Source organism: Adlercreutzia sp. CNCM I-6216, from assembly GCF_977113345.1.
Genome location: NZ_CDSBIE010000002.1, coordinates 315,896 through 332,213, shown reverse-complemented (window position 1 = coordinate 332,213; position 16,318 = coordinate 315,896). Strand labels below are relative to the sequence as shown.

Below are 16,318 nucleotides of genomic sequence, written 5' to 3'. Positions count from 1 at the left end.
ACATTCGCAGGGCGGTTTCGGCCGTCTTACGAATGTCCGGAAATTCGCGCTGTCGGTCGCCGGTGTCGCTCGCGCGCTACTTCTGCCAGTGCTGCAGGTGAGGGACGAGGACGCCCATGAAGGAGACGGCCTCTTCTTGCGACATGCCGGTGGCCTCCATGAGGAAGGGGGCCGTCTTCTCGATGAGTTCGTCTTCGCTTTGGTAGGCGAATTGGCCGCCGTCATAGCACCACTTGCAGTAGGCCGTGTTCTCCGTACCGTCGGTCTCGGTGCCGTGGGGCATGTTGGGGACAGTGAAGGGGGTGCCGCAGCATTGGCACAGCTGGCTCACGTCGATGTCGAAGAGCTGGATGACCGGCACGTCCAGCACGGTCGCAATGAGCTTTCGCATGTCCACGGACGGCTCGGTCTCGCCGTTTTCCCATCGCGACACCGCCTGACGGGTGACGTAAAGCTTCTCGGCCAGATCTTGCTGGGTCATGCCGCGCTGCTCCCGCGCCGCGGCAAGGGTTTCCTTGAACGCCATGTTCGTCCTTTCTTGCAGGGCCCCCGGGTGGTTGCCCGCGTTTTTACAGGGGCGTCTGGGTGATTGCCCGCATTCTCGCATGAGCTCATTCTGCCTGGTTGCCTGACTCCCTTCAAGCAACATCTTGTTGCGCGCGGACGCTCATGGATGGCTGAAAGTTAGAAGAGGTTTTCTATCGGCGCCGGGCGCCGTGGGCGGCTTTCGGCTTGGTGGCTTCCGGGTGCTCGGCCAGACAGAGGTCGAGGAGCGTTTCAAGCTCCTCGGCGACATCCGTATCCGCGTCGCTGGGGTCGAGACGCTGCAGCACGCCGAACTCGAAGGCGTCTTCGCCGCGCTGATCCCAGAGGGCTTGCAGCCGCTTGTCCGGGTAAAGTCCCGAAGACAGTTTTGTCCAGTTTCGTCAAACGAGCTAATCGTCGATCAAAGGGTTGTGAAGCATGCGCAATCCGCGCTCGATAGATTTTGTGTCAGTCTTGTCGCGCAAATGAAAGCTGATTCCCTGGTTGATGAAAAACTCGACGATCGCTTCGAGGGCGCCAGACTCCATGCTCTTCTTGATGGTTTGACTCTTCAACTGCTCAATGATTCCTCAAAAAAGAACCAATCGTTTGCCGAGGCGGTTCTTCGGTGTCATATGGCGACGCTCGTTCCATAGCATTCGCGGGGCGCTCTTTGGGAGTCTCCGCATTAAGGGGGGCGACCATTTTCATGGAAAGGAGAGTCTTTTACGATTCTCGAAAGCACGTGCCGGCGCCGTAGAGGCGAATCGTGCCGCCCTCGAGTTCGTGCGCGTCACCCAGGTAGTCCCAGCCGCACTTTTCGTAGAAACCCGCCAGATTGGTGACCAGGTACAAGCGCTTGTGACCCATGGCGGCTGTGACGGCACGGGCGCAATCGAGCAGGTGCCGCGCGAGGCCGTGATGGCGGTACTCTTCCTCCACGTACAGGGCGCAGAGGTTGGGGGCGAGGTCGGGCCGGTCGTGGAAGTCGTTCTCGATGATGCCGCAGCCCGCAATGATGGGGCTCGCGATCTCGTTGTTCGCGCGCACGATGTACCACTGGGGGACGGCGCTGCCAGCTCGGGCGCTTTCCCGCATGCTCTCCAGGTACGCATCTTCTGGAATGCCCCACTTCGCAGAGAACCACGCAGCCGCCTCTTCCGCCATTTCAGGATGATCCGCCACCCGCCAAATGCGCCAAGGCGCGGCTGCGCCCGGGGCCGTGCTTGGCTCTTCCCCCGAAGGCCAGCGGTCTCCATCGCCAGGCGTTCGCTTGCCGGGTTCTGCCTTTGGCTGCTGGCTAAAAAGTCGCTTCTCTTGTGGGGCGAAATAGTGCTCGGTGGCGTAGAGGTAGCGCTCTTCGAAGCGTTGCACGGCTTCCCTCGACTTTCTCGTGAAGGGAAGCAGCATGTCGTAGGCGTGGAACCAGTGGGGATACAGGTCCACGGAGGCTTCTATACCTGCGCGCTTGAGGTTCGCGACGTACTCAAGCGTCTCGCAATAGAACGGCTCTGCAGTGCCGACGTAAGTGTAGGCAGGAGGCAGCCTTGCGTAATTGGTTTCCCGGGCGGGAGCGGCGTAAGACGGTGGCGTCGTGCCTCCTAAATCGCGGAGATAGTGTTTCCAGGCAAATCGGTTGGTGCGCGTGTTCCACACGGGTGCGTGATTGTCTCGCGAAGAGGCGGTCTCCCGGTCGTCCAGCATGGGGTAGAGGGGCATCTGGAAGGCGACGTTGACCTCGCCGAGATCTCGCGCCAAAAGGCAGGTGGCCACGGTGAGGCCGCCCCCGGCGCTTTCCCCGCCCACCATAATCTGTGCGTCGTTGATTCCCAGCTCGTCGGCGTGGACCTTCAGAAAAAGCAGAGCGGCGTAGCAGTCTTCCAGATCGGCGGGAAACGGTTTCTCGAACGCGGTGCGGTATTCCGGGGCCACTACCACGGCGCCGTGCTTTTCCACTAGAAAGCGGGCGTGGGACAGGAGTATTTTCTGGTACATGCCGTGAAGATGGCCTCCTCCGTGGAGCCACAGGATGCCAGGAGTGTTTTCTTGTGGCCGCGCGCTTTCCGTGGGGCGCAAGATAAGAACCCGTATGTCGCGATCCGAAGCGGGGATCATCCTTTTCTCGATAGTATGCAATTTCCGCGCGGCCATGTTCACCCTCTGGATTCCCGAGGTTTTTCTGCTCAGGGTAATATACCGCCAGAAGGCAGAGGGGTCAGAGGAGAAAAGCCCTGACGCGTATTCGGGCGATGCAATGCGTTCTATGGCCGAGGGTCTGCTCTTGCCGGCCTTTCGGTCGACGAACCCCCCGGTTTCTGCAGCAAATCTCGAGTTGTAAGCGTCTGCTTCCGCTTGTGGTAGAAGACGCGTCGAGTGGTTGGAGAGAAATGCCCGATCAGAGCGGTGCGCTTTAGGGCGATTACCCGAGAAGGCTGACGACGCCCTTCCTCGGACGCTTATAACTCAAGATTTCATGCAGAATAGGGTACCTTCGCCGACCGAGGGCCTTTGCGAGAACGGGTTCAGGGAGGTTAGTTTGCGAGAGCTGGTCTGCGGAGCGACGATGCCGCCACTCCGCAAAAGCAATTGCCTGAAGGAGGGATCTTTATCTAAGCGACGCCTTGCGGCCGAGCGCGCTCAGTGCTTGCGGGGTTCCCTCCACGTTCTCGGTGTGCCAGTTTTTGTGGCCGCCAACATACCGTGTGGCGTATCTGCCGGATGGGCGTAGGCTTCTAGCTCCTTTTGCCGCGCGTCGTTTGATGGACACCCTCTGTTTTTGGCTGCCATGTTGTTAATAGCTATATAGTTTAGAACTATACTATCAAGCAACAGGAAGTCGGAGTCAAAGAAGGATAAGGCGGAAAGGTTCTATGGCTGACAAGACAGGCGGAGCAAAAGGTGAGGAGCTGCGCATCGAGCTTCTGCGAACCATTTTCAAATTCAAGAAACTTGCCAATTCCGGCTTGGGAATGAGACCGATAGACGGGAAACAGGACATCAGTCTCGCGGAATTCATGTTGCTAAGGGCGGTGGACGGCAACTCGGTCGATAACCCCTCGAACGTGAGCCCAACGGATATCGGGCAATTCCTCTCAGTCACTAAAGGCGCGGTGTCGCAAATGCTGAACTCACTTGAGGAGAAGGGCTTCATTTCGCGTGCCCTCTCGCGCGAGAACAGGCGCAACACGCTGGTTCTGCTCACGCCGAAGGGACGCGAGCTGCTCGGTGACGAGGAGAACGAGTTCAATGCAAAGCTCGATGCGCTCATAGAAACGATGGGGCGCAAGGACATCGAGGAGCTGATAGCCATAGTCGAAAGGCTGACGGAGGTTCTTGATAGCCCGCAATTCGCGGAATGAACCCGAGTCTGCTTGTCTTTGCCGCGAGGCTCCCTTTTCCCAGTAAGGAGAAACACAACATGGATATGAAGCAAGCCATGGTTGAAAGGCACATGGTCCGAAAATACACCGACAAACCTATTCCGACCGAAATCGTGCGGAGAATCAACGGGCGGGTCAGCGATGTCAACGCGGAATACCGTACCGATATCGAGCTGGTGAGAGATGACGGCTCCGCCTTTAATGCGGCAATCAAGCTCATTTTGGCCAAAGGCGTGCGCAACTACTTCATCCTTGCGGGCAGAGCCGCTCCCGATCTGCGCGAGCGGTTGGGAGCGGCGGGAGCCGATCTCATGCTGTTCTGCCAGACGTTGGGGCTGAACACCTGGTGGGTCGGCGGTACGTACAGCCACGCCAAGATGGCGCAAAAGGCGCCGGGCGATGAGGTGATTGGCATTATCGCCGTTGGCTACGGTGCCACGCAAGGGAAGCCGCACAAGTCGAAATCTGCCCAAGAGGTTGCGACCTACGAAGGCCCCGAGCCCGAGTGGTTCAAGAACGGTGTCGAGGCCGCGCTCCTTGCCCCCACTGCTCTTGGTAAACAGGCGTTTAAGATAGAAGGTGCGGGTGATGAGGTTTCCATCACGTACGAGCCGGGAGCATTCGCGGGCGAAGACCTCGGTCTGGTGAAGTATCACTTTGCCCTAGGGGTGGGTAGCCATTCGTTTTGCTGGAAAGCCGCCCGTTGAATCTTCTGAGCCAGCCGATTTACTGAGTCCAGGCTTAGCGTCCGAGCGCGCTCAGCGCTTGCAAGGTGGGCTGCACGTTTTCGGCGTGCCAGTTTTTGTAGCCGCCGGCGTACTGCGTGGCGTATATACCGGACAGTCGCAGGTCGCTCAGCTCCTTTTGCTGGGTGGTGAGGCGCACAGCGCCGCTGCTGGTCTCGATGTCGATGACTACGTTGAGCAAGTCGTTGATAAGCTTCACAGATTCAATGTCCGCATACGGAATAACGAGCGAGACGTCCCGTTCCAACGTTCCCCAAAACGACTCGAATGGAAGCAGGATGAGTTCGTTCTCGCACATCTGGAGGACCGCCACATCCCATGTCTCGAAAAAGCGGACGATCTTCTCGCTCAAATCTCCCGCCGCGCCCTTGACGATGATGCACCGATCCTCCAGAGGCGCGTAGCCGGCCTCGATCGCATATTCCCAAACCTTCTCTTCGCGGGCCATAGTTGTTGCTCCTTTCGCTCGGGTTTGCGTCGGCGGGCATTATTTTCCCGATTCGCCCCTATGCCTGCAAATGGGTCGTATTGGTAAAATGCCTGTTCAAAGGCCCTGTAAAAGACTTTTGACAGCTGCGTCTGCGCCATCTTGCAAGACTTGTGGGATATCATTTCGGTGCACACAAGCGGCGCGACACGCCAACGGGTAATCGAAAGGAAGGGATCGATGGAGCTGGCTCGGCAGTTGAAGGCCAAGCGGGAAGAGCGCGGGCTTTCCCAGGGCGAGGTTTCGAAGGCGATCTTCGTGTCACGCCAGACCATCTCGAGTTGGGAGAACGACAAGACCTATCCGGACGTGCAGAGCCTGCTGCTTCTCAGCCAGCTGTTCGAGGTTTCCGTCGACGAGCTTGTGAGGGGAGATGTGGTCGCCATGCAGCAGGCTATCGCGGAAGACTCGCGCATACTGCTTGCAGGGTTGTTGCTCGCTTTGGAAGGATAGGCTGCCAATCGCACTGACGCATTGGCGTAGATTCAGTGTGACTGTTTAAATCTGCGAATACTACTTTGCGCGACAGAGGATTATGTCCGGACTTCTCCCTAGTGCTCTATCGCGAGCAGGCTGTCGCGGGTGTCTTTTTGAACCAGGGGGCGCATGCTGTCTGCGTAGCGGGCGACGTTGGCGTCTCTTAGTGCGGAGACGATTTTGGGCGCGAGGGCGGGCTTGGCCTTGGCGAGCAGGGGGAGCAACTTTATGCACTGTCTCGCGCAGATGGGCTTTTCGTCGGTTATATGCTCGAGGTACCCGCCGATTATGCCGTCGATTTTGTCGTCGACGTCCCACTTCGCGTTGTGGGCTATCAGCGCGAGCCCGCGCGTGCGAACGTACGAGTTGCCGCTGCTCGCCATTGCGATGAACTTGTCCATGTGTGGGTAGAGGCAGTTGCTCTCGGCGCTCATTTCCTCCAGCGCTTTCAGCGCCTGATATGCCTGCGAGTTGTCTTGCGACGTCAGAAGCTCAAGCAGCTCTTCGACCTTCTCGCTCATCGTGTCTCCCTTTTAGCTATTTTGCTGCAAGCAGGTGGCAAGTCGGGCGCTCCTCGACGAAGGGCGCCCGACAGGTCGATTGAAAGCTGGCGCGGGGTTTTATTCCCACTCCACCGTGCCCACAGGCTTCGGGGTCAGGTCGTAGCAGACGCGGCAGATGCCGGGGACTTCGTGGGTGATGCGGTCGGTCATGCGCTTGAGGAGCGCCCAGTCCAGCTCGGGCACCTCGGCGGTCATGACGTCCACGGTGTTGATGGCGCGGATGATGGCCGGCCACTCGTAGGCGCGCACGCCGTCGCGCACGCCGGTGGCGCGCATGTCGGGCACCACGGCGAAGTACTGCCAGGCGCCCACGTTCGCCGCTTCCATCTCCTCGCGCACGATGGCGTCGGCCTCGCGCAGGGCCTCCAGGCGGTCGCGGGTGATGGCGCCCAGGCAGCGCACGCCCAGGCCCGGGCCGGGGAAGGGCTGGCGCTCAACCATGGACTCGGGCAGCCCCAGCTCGCGGCCGACGACGCGCACCTCGTCCTTGTACAGCAGTTTCACGGGCTCCACCAGGTCGAACTGCAAATCCTCCGGCAGTCCGCCGACGTTGTGGTGGGCCTTCACGCCGTCCTTCGACTCCAAAATGTCGGGGTAGATGGTGCCCTGGGCGAGGAAGTCCACCTCGTCGCCCACCTTGCGGGCCTCCTCCTCGAACACGCGGATGAACTCGCCGCCGATGATCTTGCGCTTCGTCTCGGGCTCGTCGACGTCGGCCAGAAGGTCCAGGAAGCGGTCGGTGGCGTCCACGTACACCAAGTTCGCGTCCATCTGGTTCTGGAACACGTCGATGACCTGCTCGGACTCGCCCTTGCGCATAAGCCCGTGGTTCACGTGCACGCACACGAGGTTCTTCCCGATGGCCTTGATGAGCAGCGCCGCCACCACCGAGGAATCCACGCCGCCGGACAGCGCCAGCAGCACCTTCTTGTCGCCCACCTGCTCGCGAATGGCGGCAACCTGCTCGTCGATGAACGCCTGTGCCAGCTCGGGGGTGGTAATGCGCTCCATGTCGTCGGGGCGAACGTTCTCGTCCATTGAGACCTCCTCGGTTTCAGTGCGGCTTTTCCGATGGCGAGATTATAGCGTACAGGGGCAGGGGGCGACGGAGCCTGCCCTCCGGTTTGGCGGCGAACTGCGGTCAAGTGTGCAGGATTTTGCGATAGAGAGAGTGCTTCGGAATCGTTGTGTGCAAGATTTTGCGATAGGGAGAGTATGAACGCCCTTTTTGCGCCCGTTGAGTTCTCCCTATCGCAAAATCCTGCGCGAATTCCCTGCGTGCTCTGCCGAACGGGGCAGTACGCGAATGAACGGGGCGAGGGGCCTGCGATGCCCGGGATGCTTTTCCGCAGCGCGAGACGTGACGGGGGCGTGACAGGGGTGAAACGGGTGCGGGACGTTGGCACCACGGAAATCGCGGCGTCGGCATAATAGAAGCCGTCAATGGGAAATTGCGTGAGGAGAAGAGGCGCACGTGGAAATTTTGGAACTGGCGCTCATTGTGCTGGCTTGTGTCATCGGCTCGGCGGTGCTGTGCCAAGTTGTGCCGCGGCTGTCGTTGCCGCTCGTGCAGATCGCCGTCGGCGCGGTAGTGGCCCTGGCCGTTCCGGCTGTCCGCGACGTGAGCATCTCCTCCGAGCTGTTCCTCGTGCTGTTCATTGCCCCGCTGCTGTTCAACGAGGCCCGCGAGACGAACCCCCGCGACCTGTGGGAGAACAAGGGCTCCATCCTGTCGTTGGCCGTGGGACTCGTGCTGCTCACGGTGCTCGTGGTGGGCTTCGTGCTGAACTGGTTCGTGCCCTCTATCCCGCTGGCCGCCGCCTTCGCCTGCGCCGCCGCCCTGGCCCCCACCGATGCCGCCGCTGTGGGCGCACTCGCGTCGTCGGTCAGCCTGAAGAGGCGTCAGTCGACGCTGCTCTCCGGCGAGTCGCTCATCAACGACGCGTCCGGCGTTGTCGCCTTCCAATTCGCCAGTGCCGCCGCCCTCACCGGGGCTTTCTCGGCCCTCGATGCCGCCGAGGAGTTCGGCCGCCTGTTTCTCGGCGGTATCGCTGCCGGCGTGGTCGTGGGCGTCGTGGGGCTGTACTCCATGCGGGCCCTGCGACGCGGCGGCTACGAGAGCACCACCATCAACGTGCTCTACGAGGTATTCTCGCCGTTCTTCGTGTACCTGTTCGCCGAATGGCTCGGCACCTCTGGCATTCTGGCTGTGGTGGCCGCGGGCCTCATCATGGCCGATCGCTCCCAGCGCCTCACCTCCGCTTCCATCGCCCAACGCCAGCTGGTGTCCCGCAGCTTTTGGCGCATCATCGTGTTCCTCATCAACTCGGTGGTGTTCGTTCTTTTGGGCATGCAGCTGCCCCAGGCCTTCACGCCGGCCATTGCCGATCACTTCTCGCTGCCGTTTCTTTTGGGGGTGGTGGCGCTGGTCACGGCACTTATCGTGGGGTGCCGCTTCGGGTGGGTGCTCGTCATGGAGGAGGTCTATCGCGTCGGCCGTCGTCGCAGCCGGCGCCGCACGCTGCGGAAGAAGGCGTCGAAGGTGGAAACGGTGGAGACGAACCAGCCTTCGCCCACGCCGCATCTGCGCCACCGCCGCCCCCATTGGCGCGAGCGCATCGGCAGCTTGCTGAAGAACGCACTGGTGCTTACCGTGGGCGGTCCGAAGGGCGCCGTCACCCTTTCCATCATCTTCACCCTGCCGCTCACGATGCCCGACGGCGCGACGCCCTTTCCCGAGCGCGATCTTATCGTGTTCCTCACGGCGAGCGTCATCCTGTGCACGTTGCTCCTGGCCGACGGCCTGCTGCCGCTGCTCTCGCCGCGTGTGGCGGAAGCTTCCAACGAGCAGGAACTGTCCCGTGCTGCCATCCGCGTTTTGGAAGGCACCTTGCGCGAGTTGCAGGCCATGCTGGCCTCCGACGAAAACACTCAGTACGATCCGGCTTTGCGCCTGACCATCGCTCACTACCGGGTGCGCCTGGCCCGTGCGCGCGAGTCGGTGGACGATACGTGCAGCCAGCAGATCGGCGCTCTGGCGACCCAGGTGCGCGAGGTGCAGGAGAAGGCCGCCGATGCCATTCACGAGAAAGGTGGCTACGACAACGGCACGCGGGCTCCTTACTACGCCATGCTGCGCGAGGTGCGTCGCTCGCTGGGCTACGATGGTGCCGACGTGAAGGTGGGCTCGCGGTTTTCCACTCTGCGCGGCCGAGCGCGACTTCTGTGGCAGCGCACGAAGCCGCCGGCGGTGGAAAGCGACCAGGACGAGCGCGTCTACTACGACACCTGCCTGTTCGCCATCGAGTTGGAGCACGCGGCCATCGATTATCTGCAGGACGTTGTCGACCAGCATGACGGCCGCCAGGGTGCCGCGCAGCTGCTTTTGGAGGAGCATCGCATGGTGCTGAACTCCCTGTGGAACCGCATCAACCACGGCCAGGACGTGAAACAGCAGGATCGCCCCGACATCACGCTGACCCACCACCAGGCGCTTCCCGATGGCATACAGCCCCTGTTCGGAGGCCAGTTCGCCGAGGCCGCCCGCTACGCTGACGAAGTGGACGCCGACGCCCTTTCCATCGAGCTGGACCAAATCCGGCACTTGCAAGATCACGGGGAAATTTCCCTGCCCGTCGCCAACGAACTGCGCCAACGCGTCTACGTCCTGCAAATGAGCCTGGGGGAGTAGCGTGTCCGGAGGCTGGAAATGCACTCAATGAGTGCGGTACAGGGCAAGAATGTGCACTCAGTGAGTGCAGCAATTTCGCGGATTTCGGAAATCCTTCGGCAAATGCCACTTCGACCCCGCAATGGTCGATGGGCGCTGGGGCTCTCTGCCATTACGGGCCTGAAGTGGCAGAAAAATGCCAGTTGAGGGCAGTTATGGCAGAGGGGAGAGATTCGGTCTTGCCATTTCTGGGTCGAACTGGCATTTCCCCCTCGCTTTCGCGAAAAAGCAAGTAGAGGGTCTCGTCGCGTTGCTACCCCTCGTCCAGCGCGCGCACGGACTTCGGGAGGTACAATGCGAGGCCCAGGGCCAGGCAGGCCAGGCCGTCTACAATGAAGAACGGGGCGACGCCCATGGCTTCGGCCAGCACGCCACCGATGGCGATGCCTACTGGGGTGGCCAGCCCCATGGCGGCGGTGAGCAAGCCCATGGCGCGGCCCATCTTGTCGTCGGGCACGTTGCGTTGGGTGAGCGTCATGGTGGGGCCGTTGAACCAAGCACAGGCCACGGCCATCACAGCCACCAGCCCGATAAAGGCCGGGAAGGCTTCGGGCGGCAGAAACCCGCAGACCGCAGTGGCTACGCCCACGATCACGGCTGCCACGGCGATGAGCCCCGCGAGACGCTTGCCGCCGCCCCAAGCGATAAGGATGCCCGACCCCACGAGCATGCCCACCCCGAAGGCCGCCTCGGCGAGGGAGGCTGCATAGCCATCGCCGCCGAAGTGCTGGTAGGTCATGAGCGGGAACACCGCCGACAGCGGCCCGAAGATCATCATGCCGATGGTAACGCCGCCGATCAGCAGCACAAGTCCGCGCGTTTTCGCAATGGCGCGCCAGCCGTCGCGCAAGTTCGCCAGCACGTGCTGCTCCTTCGCCGTTGCGTCTACCACCGTGGGAATCTTCGCCAGGGCCAGACCCAGAACGGCCACGCAGGCACCGGCGAAATCGAGGAACATCACCGAGGAGAACCCGAGGGTGGTGTATAAGAAGATGCCGAAGGCCGGCGCTCCGATGGAGGCGACCGAGGCCAGCAGCTGATCCAGGGTGTTGATGCGCAGCAGGTGCTTGTCGGGCACGAGCATGGGCATGGCCGCCATCATGGCCGGACTGTGGAAGGCTTGGCCCACCGCCCGTGCGATGCAAACGGCAAGCAAAAGCGGAATGGACACATCGCCAGCCAGAATAAGCAGTCCCGCCATCAGTGAGATGATGCCCACGGCTCCGTCGGCTGCGATCATGATGAGCTTGCGGTTGTGCTTGTCGGCCACGATGCCTCCGAAGGGCGAGATGAGTCCGACAGGCAGCATGACGGCAATGTTCATGGCCGCCAGCATAAGGGCGCTGCCGGTGCTCTCGGTGACGTACCACACCACTGCGTAACCGGCGGCGTAACTCGTTATCATGGAGGCAGCCTGACCGGCCCAGATGAACGCAATGATGGCAAGCCAGTTCTTCGGCAGCGACAGGCCGGCGGCACTCAGGGGCGGCGTGGGGGCGGTGTCGGTGCCCTCTTCAGCGACGGTGCGGGAATGCGGGGACAATTCAGTCACGGGAATCTCCTTCGGGATATAGAGGCGATGCGCGGAAAGGGCGGATCCTTTTTAGAGTGCAGTTGCAGATGGGGTTGCGCCAGCGATTTCGAGTTGCAAAGGGCGGCGCGGAGAAAAACGGCGCAACAAGAAGTTGCCCGCACGGGGCAACCAGACGCTCTCGTTCGCGAGCGATTTCTGTTAGCGCGCCAGCAGTCCCGCCATCAAAACACCTTGCCTTGGTCGATTCCTGTGGCGCCCAGTGTATCCTGTGGCGCCCAGTGTAAGAGAGCATTTTATGCTTGTCAATCCGACTACGATGCGCGGGGGATTCACGCGATGGCATCCTCGCTCGCTATACTGGGCTTGATGCAAGATACGAAAGGGGCGCGGCATGGTGGAACTGACGAAAGAGAATTTCGATGCGCGGGTGACCAATGCGGAAGGAACGGTGCTGGTTGATTTCTGGAGTCCAGGTTGCGGTCCGTGTCGAGCCATGGAGCCCGTGCTGGAAGCTGTGGCCGCGCGGCATCCCGAGGTGCGCTTCGCGAAGCTGAACGCGGCGGAGCACCCCGACATCGCCTGGGCCTTCAAGGTGGTGAGCGTGCCCACCCTCGTGCTCTTTCGCGACGGGGCGCCCGTAGACGACATCGTCGGCGCGGTACCCGCCCAGCGCATCGAGGATCTTCTGGCTAAGGGCGGCCGCGAAGGGGGAGGAGCCTGATGGGCAAGAAGGCAGAGGCGCTCCACAAGTCGCTTACCGGGCAAGGGCTGGCGAGCCGCGCGACGGGCTCCTCGCTCGTGCATAAGGTGGCGGGACGCCAGGCGAAGACCCAGGAAGTGCCCGTTCGAGGACCGGATTTCGAGGCGTCCCAGCAAAAGGGGCACGCCTGTCGGCAAAAGCTGCCTCGCAGCAATCTGGGGAAGTGGGAGGTGCGTCCCGACCGCGGCGAGGCGGTCGATCTCATCTTCCAGCAGGATGCCGATCGGCTGTCCTTCCTCGTGCCCGAGCGCCATCGCCGCATGGCTGCCTCGCCGTTCGCCTTCTTCCGCGGCGCGGCCCTTCCCATGGCCGCCGACTTGTCCACCCTGCCCACTACGGGGCTTTTGGTGCAGGCGTGCGGCGATGCCCATATCGCGAACTTCGGCGGGTACCGCTCTCCAGAGTCGCACCTCGTGTTCGATTTGAACGATTTCGACGAGACCACCCGCGGCCCTTGGGAATGGGACGTGGAGCGCCTGGTGGCCAGCGTCGCCATTTGCGGACGCACGCGCGGCTTCGGCGACAAATGGTGCCGCGAGGCCGTGCGTCTGGCGGCCCAAAGCTATCGGGAGTCCCTGGCATACTTCGCCACGCTGGGATCCTTCGACGTGTGGCGGGCCTACCTCGATGTGGCCGAGGTGCTCCAGGGCCTGGCCGACAAGGTGTCCAAGGACGATCGGCGCCAGGTGGCCGCCGATTTGGAACGGGCTTTCTCCAAGACCAACGAGCGGGCGTTCGAGAAACTGGTGCGTATGGAAGACGGCCAACCCCAGATGGTCTACGATCCGCCGGATATCGTGCCGCTCAGCCATTTCCTCTCCCCGGACAACCAGCGGCGCGTCCAGCGCAGCCTGGCGCGCATGCTCGACGACTACCGCGCAACGGTGAGGCCGCCCTACCAGGAGCTGCTGAAGAACTACCGGCTCATCGGCGCGGCGCAAAAGGTGGTGGGCGTGGGCAGCGTGGGCACCCGCTGCTGGGTGGCGGCGTTCTCAGGCAATCAGATGGCCGACCCGCTGGTGCTCCAAATAAAGGAAGCGAACGCATCGGTGCTCGAGCGGTTCTGCGGGCGGAGTCCCTATCTTTCCCACGGTGAGCGCGTGGTGGCGGGGCAGCGCCTCATGCAGACGACGAGCGGGGTGCTGCTCGGCTGGACCCACGCCCGGGACGAGCGCGGGCGCCGGCGCGACTACTACGTGCGGCAATTGTGGAATTGGAAGATGTCAGTCGACTTGGACCACGCCAGCGCCGATGAGCTGGAGATTTACAGCCAGCTGTGTGCGTGGGTTCTCGCTCGCGCCCATGCTCGCACGGGAGACCGCGTGGCCATGGCTTCTTACCTGGGAATGTCGGACAAGTTCGACACGTCCATGGTGTCGTTCGCGCTGGCCTACGCCGATCAGAACGAGTCCGACTTCGAGCAGTTTCTGAAGCGCATCAAGGCAAGCTGAGCGTGCGGGCGGCGGCAAAGGAACGAGGCGTACGCGGCGTTTCGGCCGGCTGTGCGGCCGTGGCGCATCCTGAAGTGCGTCGGTCCTTTCGGCCCGCGCGGCGCAGGTTGGGAAATTGTTGACAAAACGGTACTCCCTCCAGTCGGTTTCGGGAGGGCTGACAAGGGGCGGAGTGCTATCATAGGGCTCGTCTCGCGCGGACGGCGTCACGGGCCGTCGCTTCGGACGCATGAGGGGCTGAGGAAAAGGAAGGTTCTATGGTGTCTTTGAGCCGCCTCTTTCACAAGACGGAGGAGCTTGATACGAAAACGGCCGCCGTGCCGACTTCGGCCGCGCCGGCTTGCGCTCAGACGGCCGAGGCTAAGACAGCGTCCGTTGAGCTTCCGCAAGAGTTTCTCGACAAATTCCCCGGAGGCATGTTTCGTTACAAAGCGGAGAGCGCCGGTGTGATCGATCGGGCGAGCTCGGGGCTCGTGCGTCTCTTCGGCTGCTCGGACGCCGAGCAGTTCCGCGCGCTTACAGGCAACACGTTCAAAGGCATCGTGCATCCCGACGATTGGGAATGGGTGAGCGCGTCCATCAGCGAGCAAATGGAGCACGGTGACAGCGATTACGTGCGCTATCGCATCATTCGCGCCGACGGCGAGGTGCGTTGGGTGGACGACTGGGGCCATTTGGTGGAAGACGCCTCCGGCGCGCGCTGGTTCTACGCGACGCTTATGGACGCGACCGAGCGCGTGCGCGAGAAGGAAGAGCTGCGGCGGGCGAACGAGCGGCTGGAGATCATCACGGCGCTCTCGAACGACGTGCTCTTCGATATCGAGTGCGGTACGGGCGCGGCCCATGTGTACGGCGATTTCGAGGGCCGTTTCGGCCGGCCTCCCGAGCAGAAGGATTTTGTGGTGAGCCGACGCTGCCAGAAGCCGTGCGAGCTGACCATCACGTCTCATGACCTCACACCGCTCATGGCGCAGATCGGCGAGAACTCGCTTGTCGATTTCGAGACCTCGACGTCGGGCGCCGATGGGGATCCGGTGTGGTACCGCTATCAGTCGGTCGTCCTTTACGATGAGGAGGGTGGTCCGGTGCGCCACGTGGGGCGTCTGCTGGACACGAGTGAGGCGGCCATGCGCGAGAGCCAGTTCCGGCGCAAGGCCGAGCGCGACAGCCTCACGGGGCTTTACAATCGCGCTGCCGCCCTCGACCGCATCGAGACGGCGTTGCGTACCGAGAGCCGTCCTTGCACGCTTATCGTGGTCGATGTGGACGATTTCAAGGCTGTGAACGATTCCTACGGGCACCCCGAGGGCGATTACGTTTTGAAGAGGCTGGCCATCTTCCTGTCCCAGGTCATGCGCAAGGAGGACATCGTGGCCCGCATCGGCGGCGACGAGTTCCTCATCTTCGCTCCGGGACTGGGCTCGGGCCCTGCCGCCGATCGCGTGCTGGAGCATTTGGCCCGCGGGCCCTTTGCCGGTCAGCGCGCTACCGACGAGGTGACCGATACGGCCTATCACGCGGCGCCCACCATCAGCGTGGGCGCGGCCTGCTGCCTTACGCCGCCTATGCCCTTCGATGTGCTCTACGCAGCGGCTGATAGCACGCTGTACCAGGTGAAAGAGGCGGGGAAGGCCCAATATCTGCTGACGGTCATCGGCTAGTGAGTCTCTCTGCGGGCGGGGCTGCCCGGTATTCCGATTCGCTCAGGCAGTCCTCGCTTTGCGAAACAGCCCACTGGGCTGTTTCGGTCGCTGCGGAACTCGCTCGGTCGGAACACCGGACATCCCCTCGTGAGGCTTTACCCGGCTTTCTGCAGCAACGGGCCGTCGCAGCGGATGGTGCGACGCGTGTCCGCCGTGCTCAGAAGGCGTGCCAGCTCTTCCACGGAGCGCGGGAAGTGGCAGCGATCCAGGTCGCACTGGTCGAAAAAGCGGTGCTCGACCATCGATTCCAGAAACGAGCGAAGCGGGTCGTAGAACCCGTCGATATTCAATAGGAAGCACTCGTGCGGCCCCATATCTAGGCGCACGCGGGTGAATATTTCCGAGATTTCCTCGAGCGTGCCCACGCCTCCCGGCAGCGCCACGAACGCGTCGCCCAGCTCGATCATCTTCGCCTTGCGCTCGCCCATGGTGTCGCACACGATAAGCTCGGTCAGGTCGTGCTGGGCGACGCCGGCCTCGATGAAGAAAGCGGGTTCCACGCCGATGACGGGCGCCCCGCCCTCGATAGCGGCGCGCGACACGGCTCCCATGAGCCCGACCGAGCTGCCGCCGTACACAAGGGCGTGCCCCGCGCGGGCGATCCAGGCGCCCAGGTTGCGGGCGGCTTCTTCGAAATGCGGATTGTCGCCGAAGTTCGACCCGCAGTACACGGTGATGTTCATGGCTCTCTCCTCTGCGGTGGGTTTAATCTGTTCGGAGAAAGTCCCAAGCATAGCACCACCCTTGCCCGGGAGCAAATCGATCCGAGGGTGCGGACGGCGTAACGGATGTTGCGGCGACGGTCGCGCGAGACGCCAAATCGCCAAATGCGCGAGCCGCCAAGCTCCTTTGCCAACGCGTTCCGCGTGGCTTACAGCTCCCATTCACTTCGCTTACTTTGCTGTCACCTTTGCTGCATCGCCTTCGTCTGTCCCCTATGCTGGCATTGCGGACACACGGAG

At 62.2% G+C, this 16,318-nt stretch carries 15 protein-coding genes; 8 read left to right on the top strand and 7 right to left on the bottom strand.

Going from position 1 to position 16,318, the window contains the following annotated elements; genetic code table 11:
• Positions 1-76: 76 nt before the first annotated feature.
• Positions 77-526 (bottom strand): zinc ribbon domain-containing protein, encoded by a 450-nt coding sequence (locus ACYVRU_RS03205; RefSeq protein ID WP_161128114.1) that lies wholly within the window; start codon positions 524-526, stop codon positions 77-79.
• 124 nt (positions 527-650) lie between these two features.
• Here ACYVRU_RS03205 and ACYVRU_RS03200 point away from each other — a divergent pair, with 124 nt between their 5' ends.
• On the top strand, positions 651-1,181 hold the full coding sequence (locus ACYVRU_RS03200) for a hypothetical protein (protein ID WP_302222787.1): 531 nt from the start codon (positions 651-653) through the stop codon (positions 1,179-1,181).
• Positions 1,182-1,251: 70 nt separating this feature from the next.
• Here the strand turns inward: ACYVRU_RS03200 and ACYVRU_RS03195 are convergent, their stop codons facing one another.
• On the bottom strand, positions 1,252-2,640 hold the full coding sequence (locus ACYVRU_RS03195; protein ID WP_302222828.1) for a GNAT family N-acetyltransferase: 1,389 nt from the start codon (positions 2,638-2,640) through the stop codon (positions 1,252-1,254).
• 755 nt (positions 2,641-3,395) lie between these two features.
• On the opposite strand from ACYVRU_RS03195, the gene ACYVRU_RS03190 reads away from it, so the two are divergent.
• Both ACYVRU_RS03190 and ACYVRU_RS03185 read left to right on the top strand, forming a co-directional pair.
• Positions 3,396-3,884, top strand: a complete 489-nt coding sequence (locus tag ACYVRU_RS03190) for a MarR family winged helix-turn-helix transcriptional regulator (protein ID WP_114548533.1) — start codon at positions 3,396-3,398, stop codon at positions 3,882-3,884.
• Between the two features lie 59 nt (positions 3,885-3,943).
• Positions 3,944-4,612: a nitroreductase family protein gene (locus tag ACYVRU_RS03185; protein WP_114548534.1), complete on the top strand. Its 669-nt coding sequence runs from the start codon at positions 3,944-3,946 to the stop codon at positions 4,610-4,612.
• A gap of 34 nt (positions 4,613-4,646) precedes the next feature.
• Here the strand turns inward: ACYVRU_RS03185 and ACYVRU_RS03180 are convergent, their stop codons facing one another.
• On the bottom strand, positions 4,647-5,099 hold the full coding sequence (locus ACYVRU_RS03180) for a hypothetical protein (protein WP_114548535.1): 453 nt from the start codon (positions 5,097-5,099) through the stop codon (positions 4,647-4,649).
• A 219-nt stretch (positions 5,100-5,318) separates the two neighbouring features.
• On the opposite strand from ACYVRU_RS03180, the gene ACYVRU_RS03175 reads away from it, so the two are divergent.
• On the top strand, positions 5,319-5,591 hold the full coding sequence (locus ACYVRU_RS03175; protein ID WP_114548536.1) for a helix-turn-helix transcriptional regulator: 273 nt from the start codon (positions 5,319-5,321) through the stop codon (positions 5,589-5,591).
• 98 nt (positions 5,592-5,689) lie between these two features.
• Here ACYVRU_RS03175 and ACYVRU_RS03170 read toward each other — a convergent pair whose 3' ends face one another.
• The gene (locus ACYVRU_RS03170) at positions 5,690-6,136 is read right to left on the bottom strand and encodes a SufBD protein (protein ID WP_114548537.1); all 447 of its coding nucleotides are present in this window, start codon (positions 6,134-6,136) and stop codon (positions 5,690-5,692) included.
• A 99-nt stretch (positions 6,137-6,235) separates the two neighbouring features.
• Complete coding sequence (gene guaA, locus ACYVRU_RS03165) at positions 6,236-7,216, bottom strand: glutamine-hydrolyzing GMP synthase (protein ID WP_114540067.1); 981 nt, start codon at positions 7,214-7,216, stop codon at positions 6,236-6,238.
• Between the two features lie 436 nt (positions 7,217-7,652).
• Between guaA and ACYVRU_RS03160 the strand changes: the two genes are divergently transcribed.
• A complete protein-coding gene (locus tag ACYVRU_RS03160; protein ID WP_302222790.1) occupies positions 7,653-9,869 on the top strand; it encodes a Na+/H+ antiporter in 2,217 nt (738 codons plus the stop codon).
• A 292-nt stretch (positions 9,870-10,161) separates the two neighbouring features.
• Here the strand turns inward: ACYVRU_RS03160 and ACYVRU_RS03155 are convergent, their stop codons facing one another.
• Positions 10,162-11,460, bottom strand: a complete 1,299-nt coding sequence (locus tag ACYVRU_RS03155; RefSeq protein WP_461185710.1) for an MFS transporter — start codon at positions 11,458-11,460, stop codon at positions 10,162-10,164.
• Between the two features lie 373 nt (positions 11,461-11,833).
• Between ACYVRU_RS03155 and ACYVRU_RS03150 the strand changes: the two genes are divergently transcribed.
• The 3 genes from ACYVRU_RS03150 to ACYVRU_RS03140 all read left to right on the top strand — a co-directional run bounded on the left by ACYVRU_RS03150 (position 11,834) and on the right by ACYVRU_RS03140 (position 15,314).
• The gene (locus tag ACYVRU_RS03150; RefSeq protein ID WP_114548540.1) at positions 11,834-12,163 is read left to right on the top strand and encodes a thioredoxin family protein; all 330 of its coding nucleotides are present in this window, start codon (positions 11,834-11,836) and stop codon (positions 12,161-12,163) included.
• The gene (locus ACYVRU_RS03145; protein WP_302222794.1) at positions 12,163-13,653 is read left to right on the top strand and encodes a DUF2252 domain-containing protein; all 1,491 of its coding nucleotides are present in this window, start codon (positions 12,163-12,165) and stop codon (positions 13,651-13,653) included. Before ACYVRU_RS03150 ends, ACYVRU_RS03145 begins: the two co-directional genes overlap by 1 nt.
• A 257-nt stretch (positions 13,654-13,910) precedes the next feature.
• Positions 13,911-15,314, top strand: a complete 1,404-nt coding sequence (locus tag ACYVRU_RS03140; RefSeq protein ID WP_114548542.1) for a GGDEF domain-containing protein — start codon at positions 13,911-13,913, stop codon at positions 15,312-15,314.
• Between the two features lie 137 nt (positions 15,315-15,451).
• Here ACYVRU_RS03140 and ACYVRU_RS03135 read toward each other — a convergent pair whose 3' ends face one another.
• The gene (locus tag ACYVRU_RS03135; RefSeq protein ID WP_181815518.1) at positions 15,452-16,039 is read right to left on the bottom strand and encodes an LOG family protein; all 588 of its coding nucleotides are present in this window, start codon (positions 16,037-16,039) and stop codon (positions 15,452-15,454) included.
• Positions 16,040-16,318: the final 279 nt, after the last annotated feature.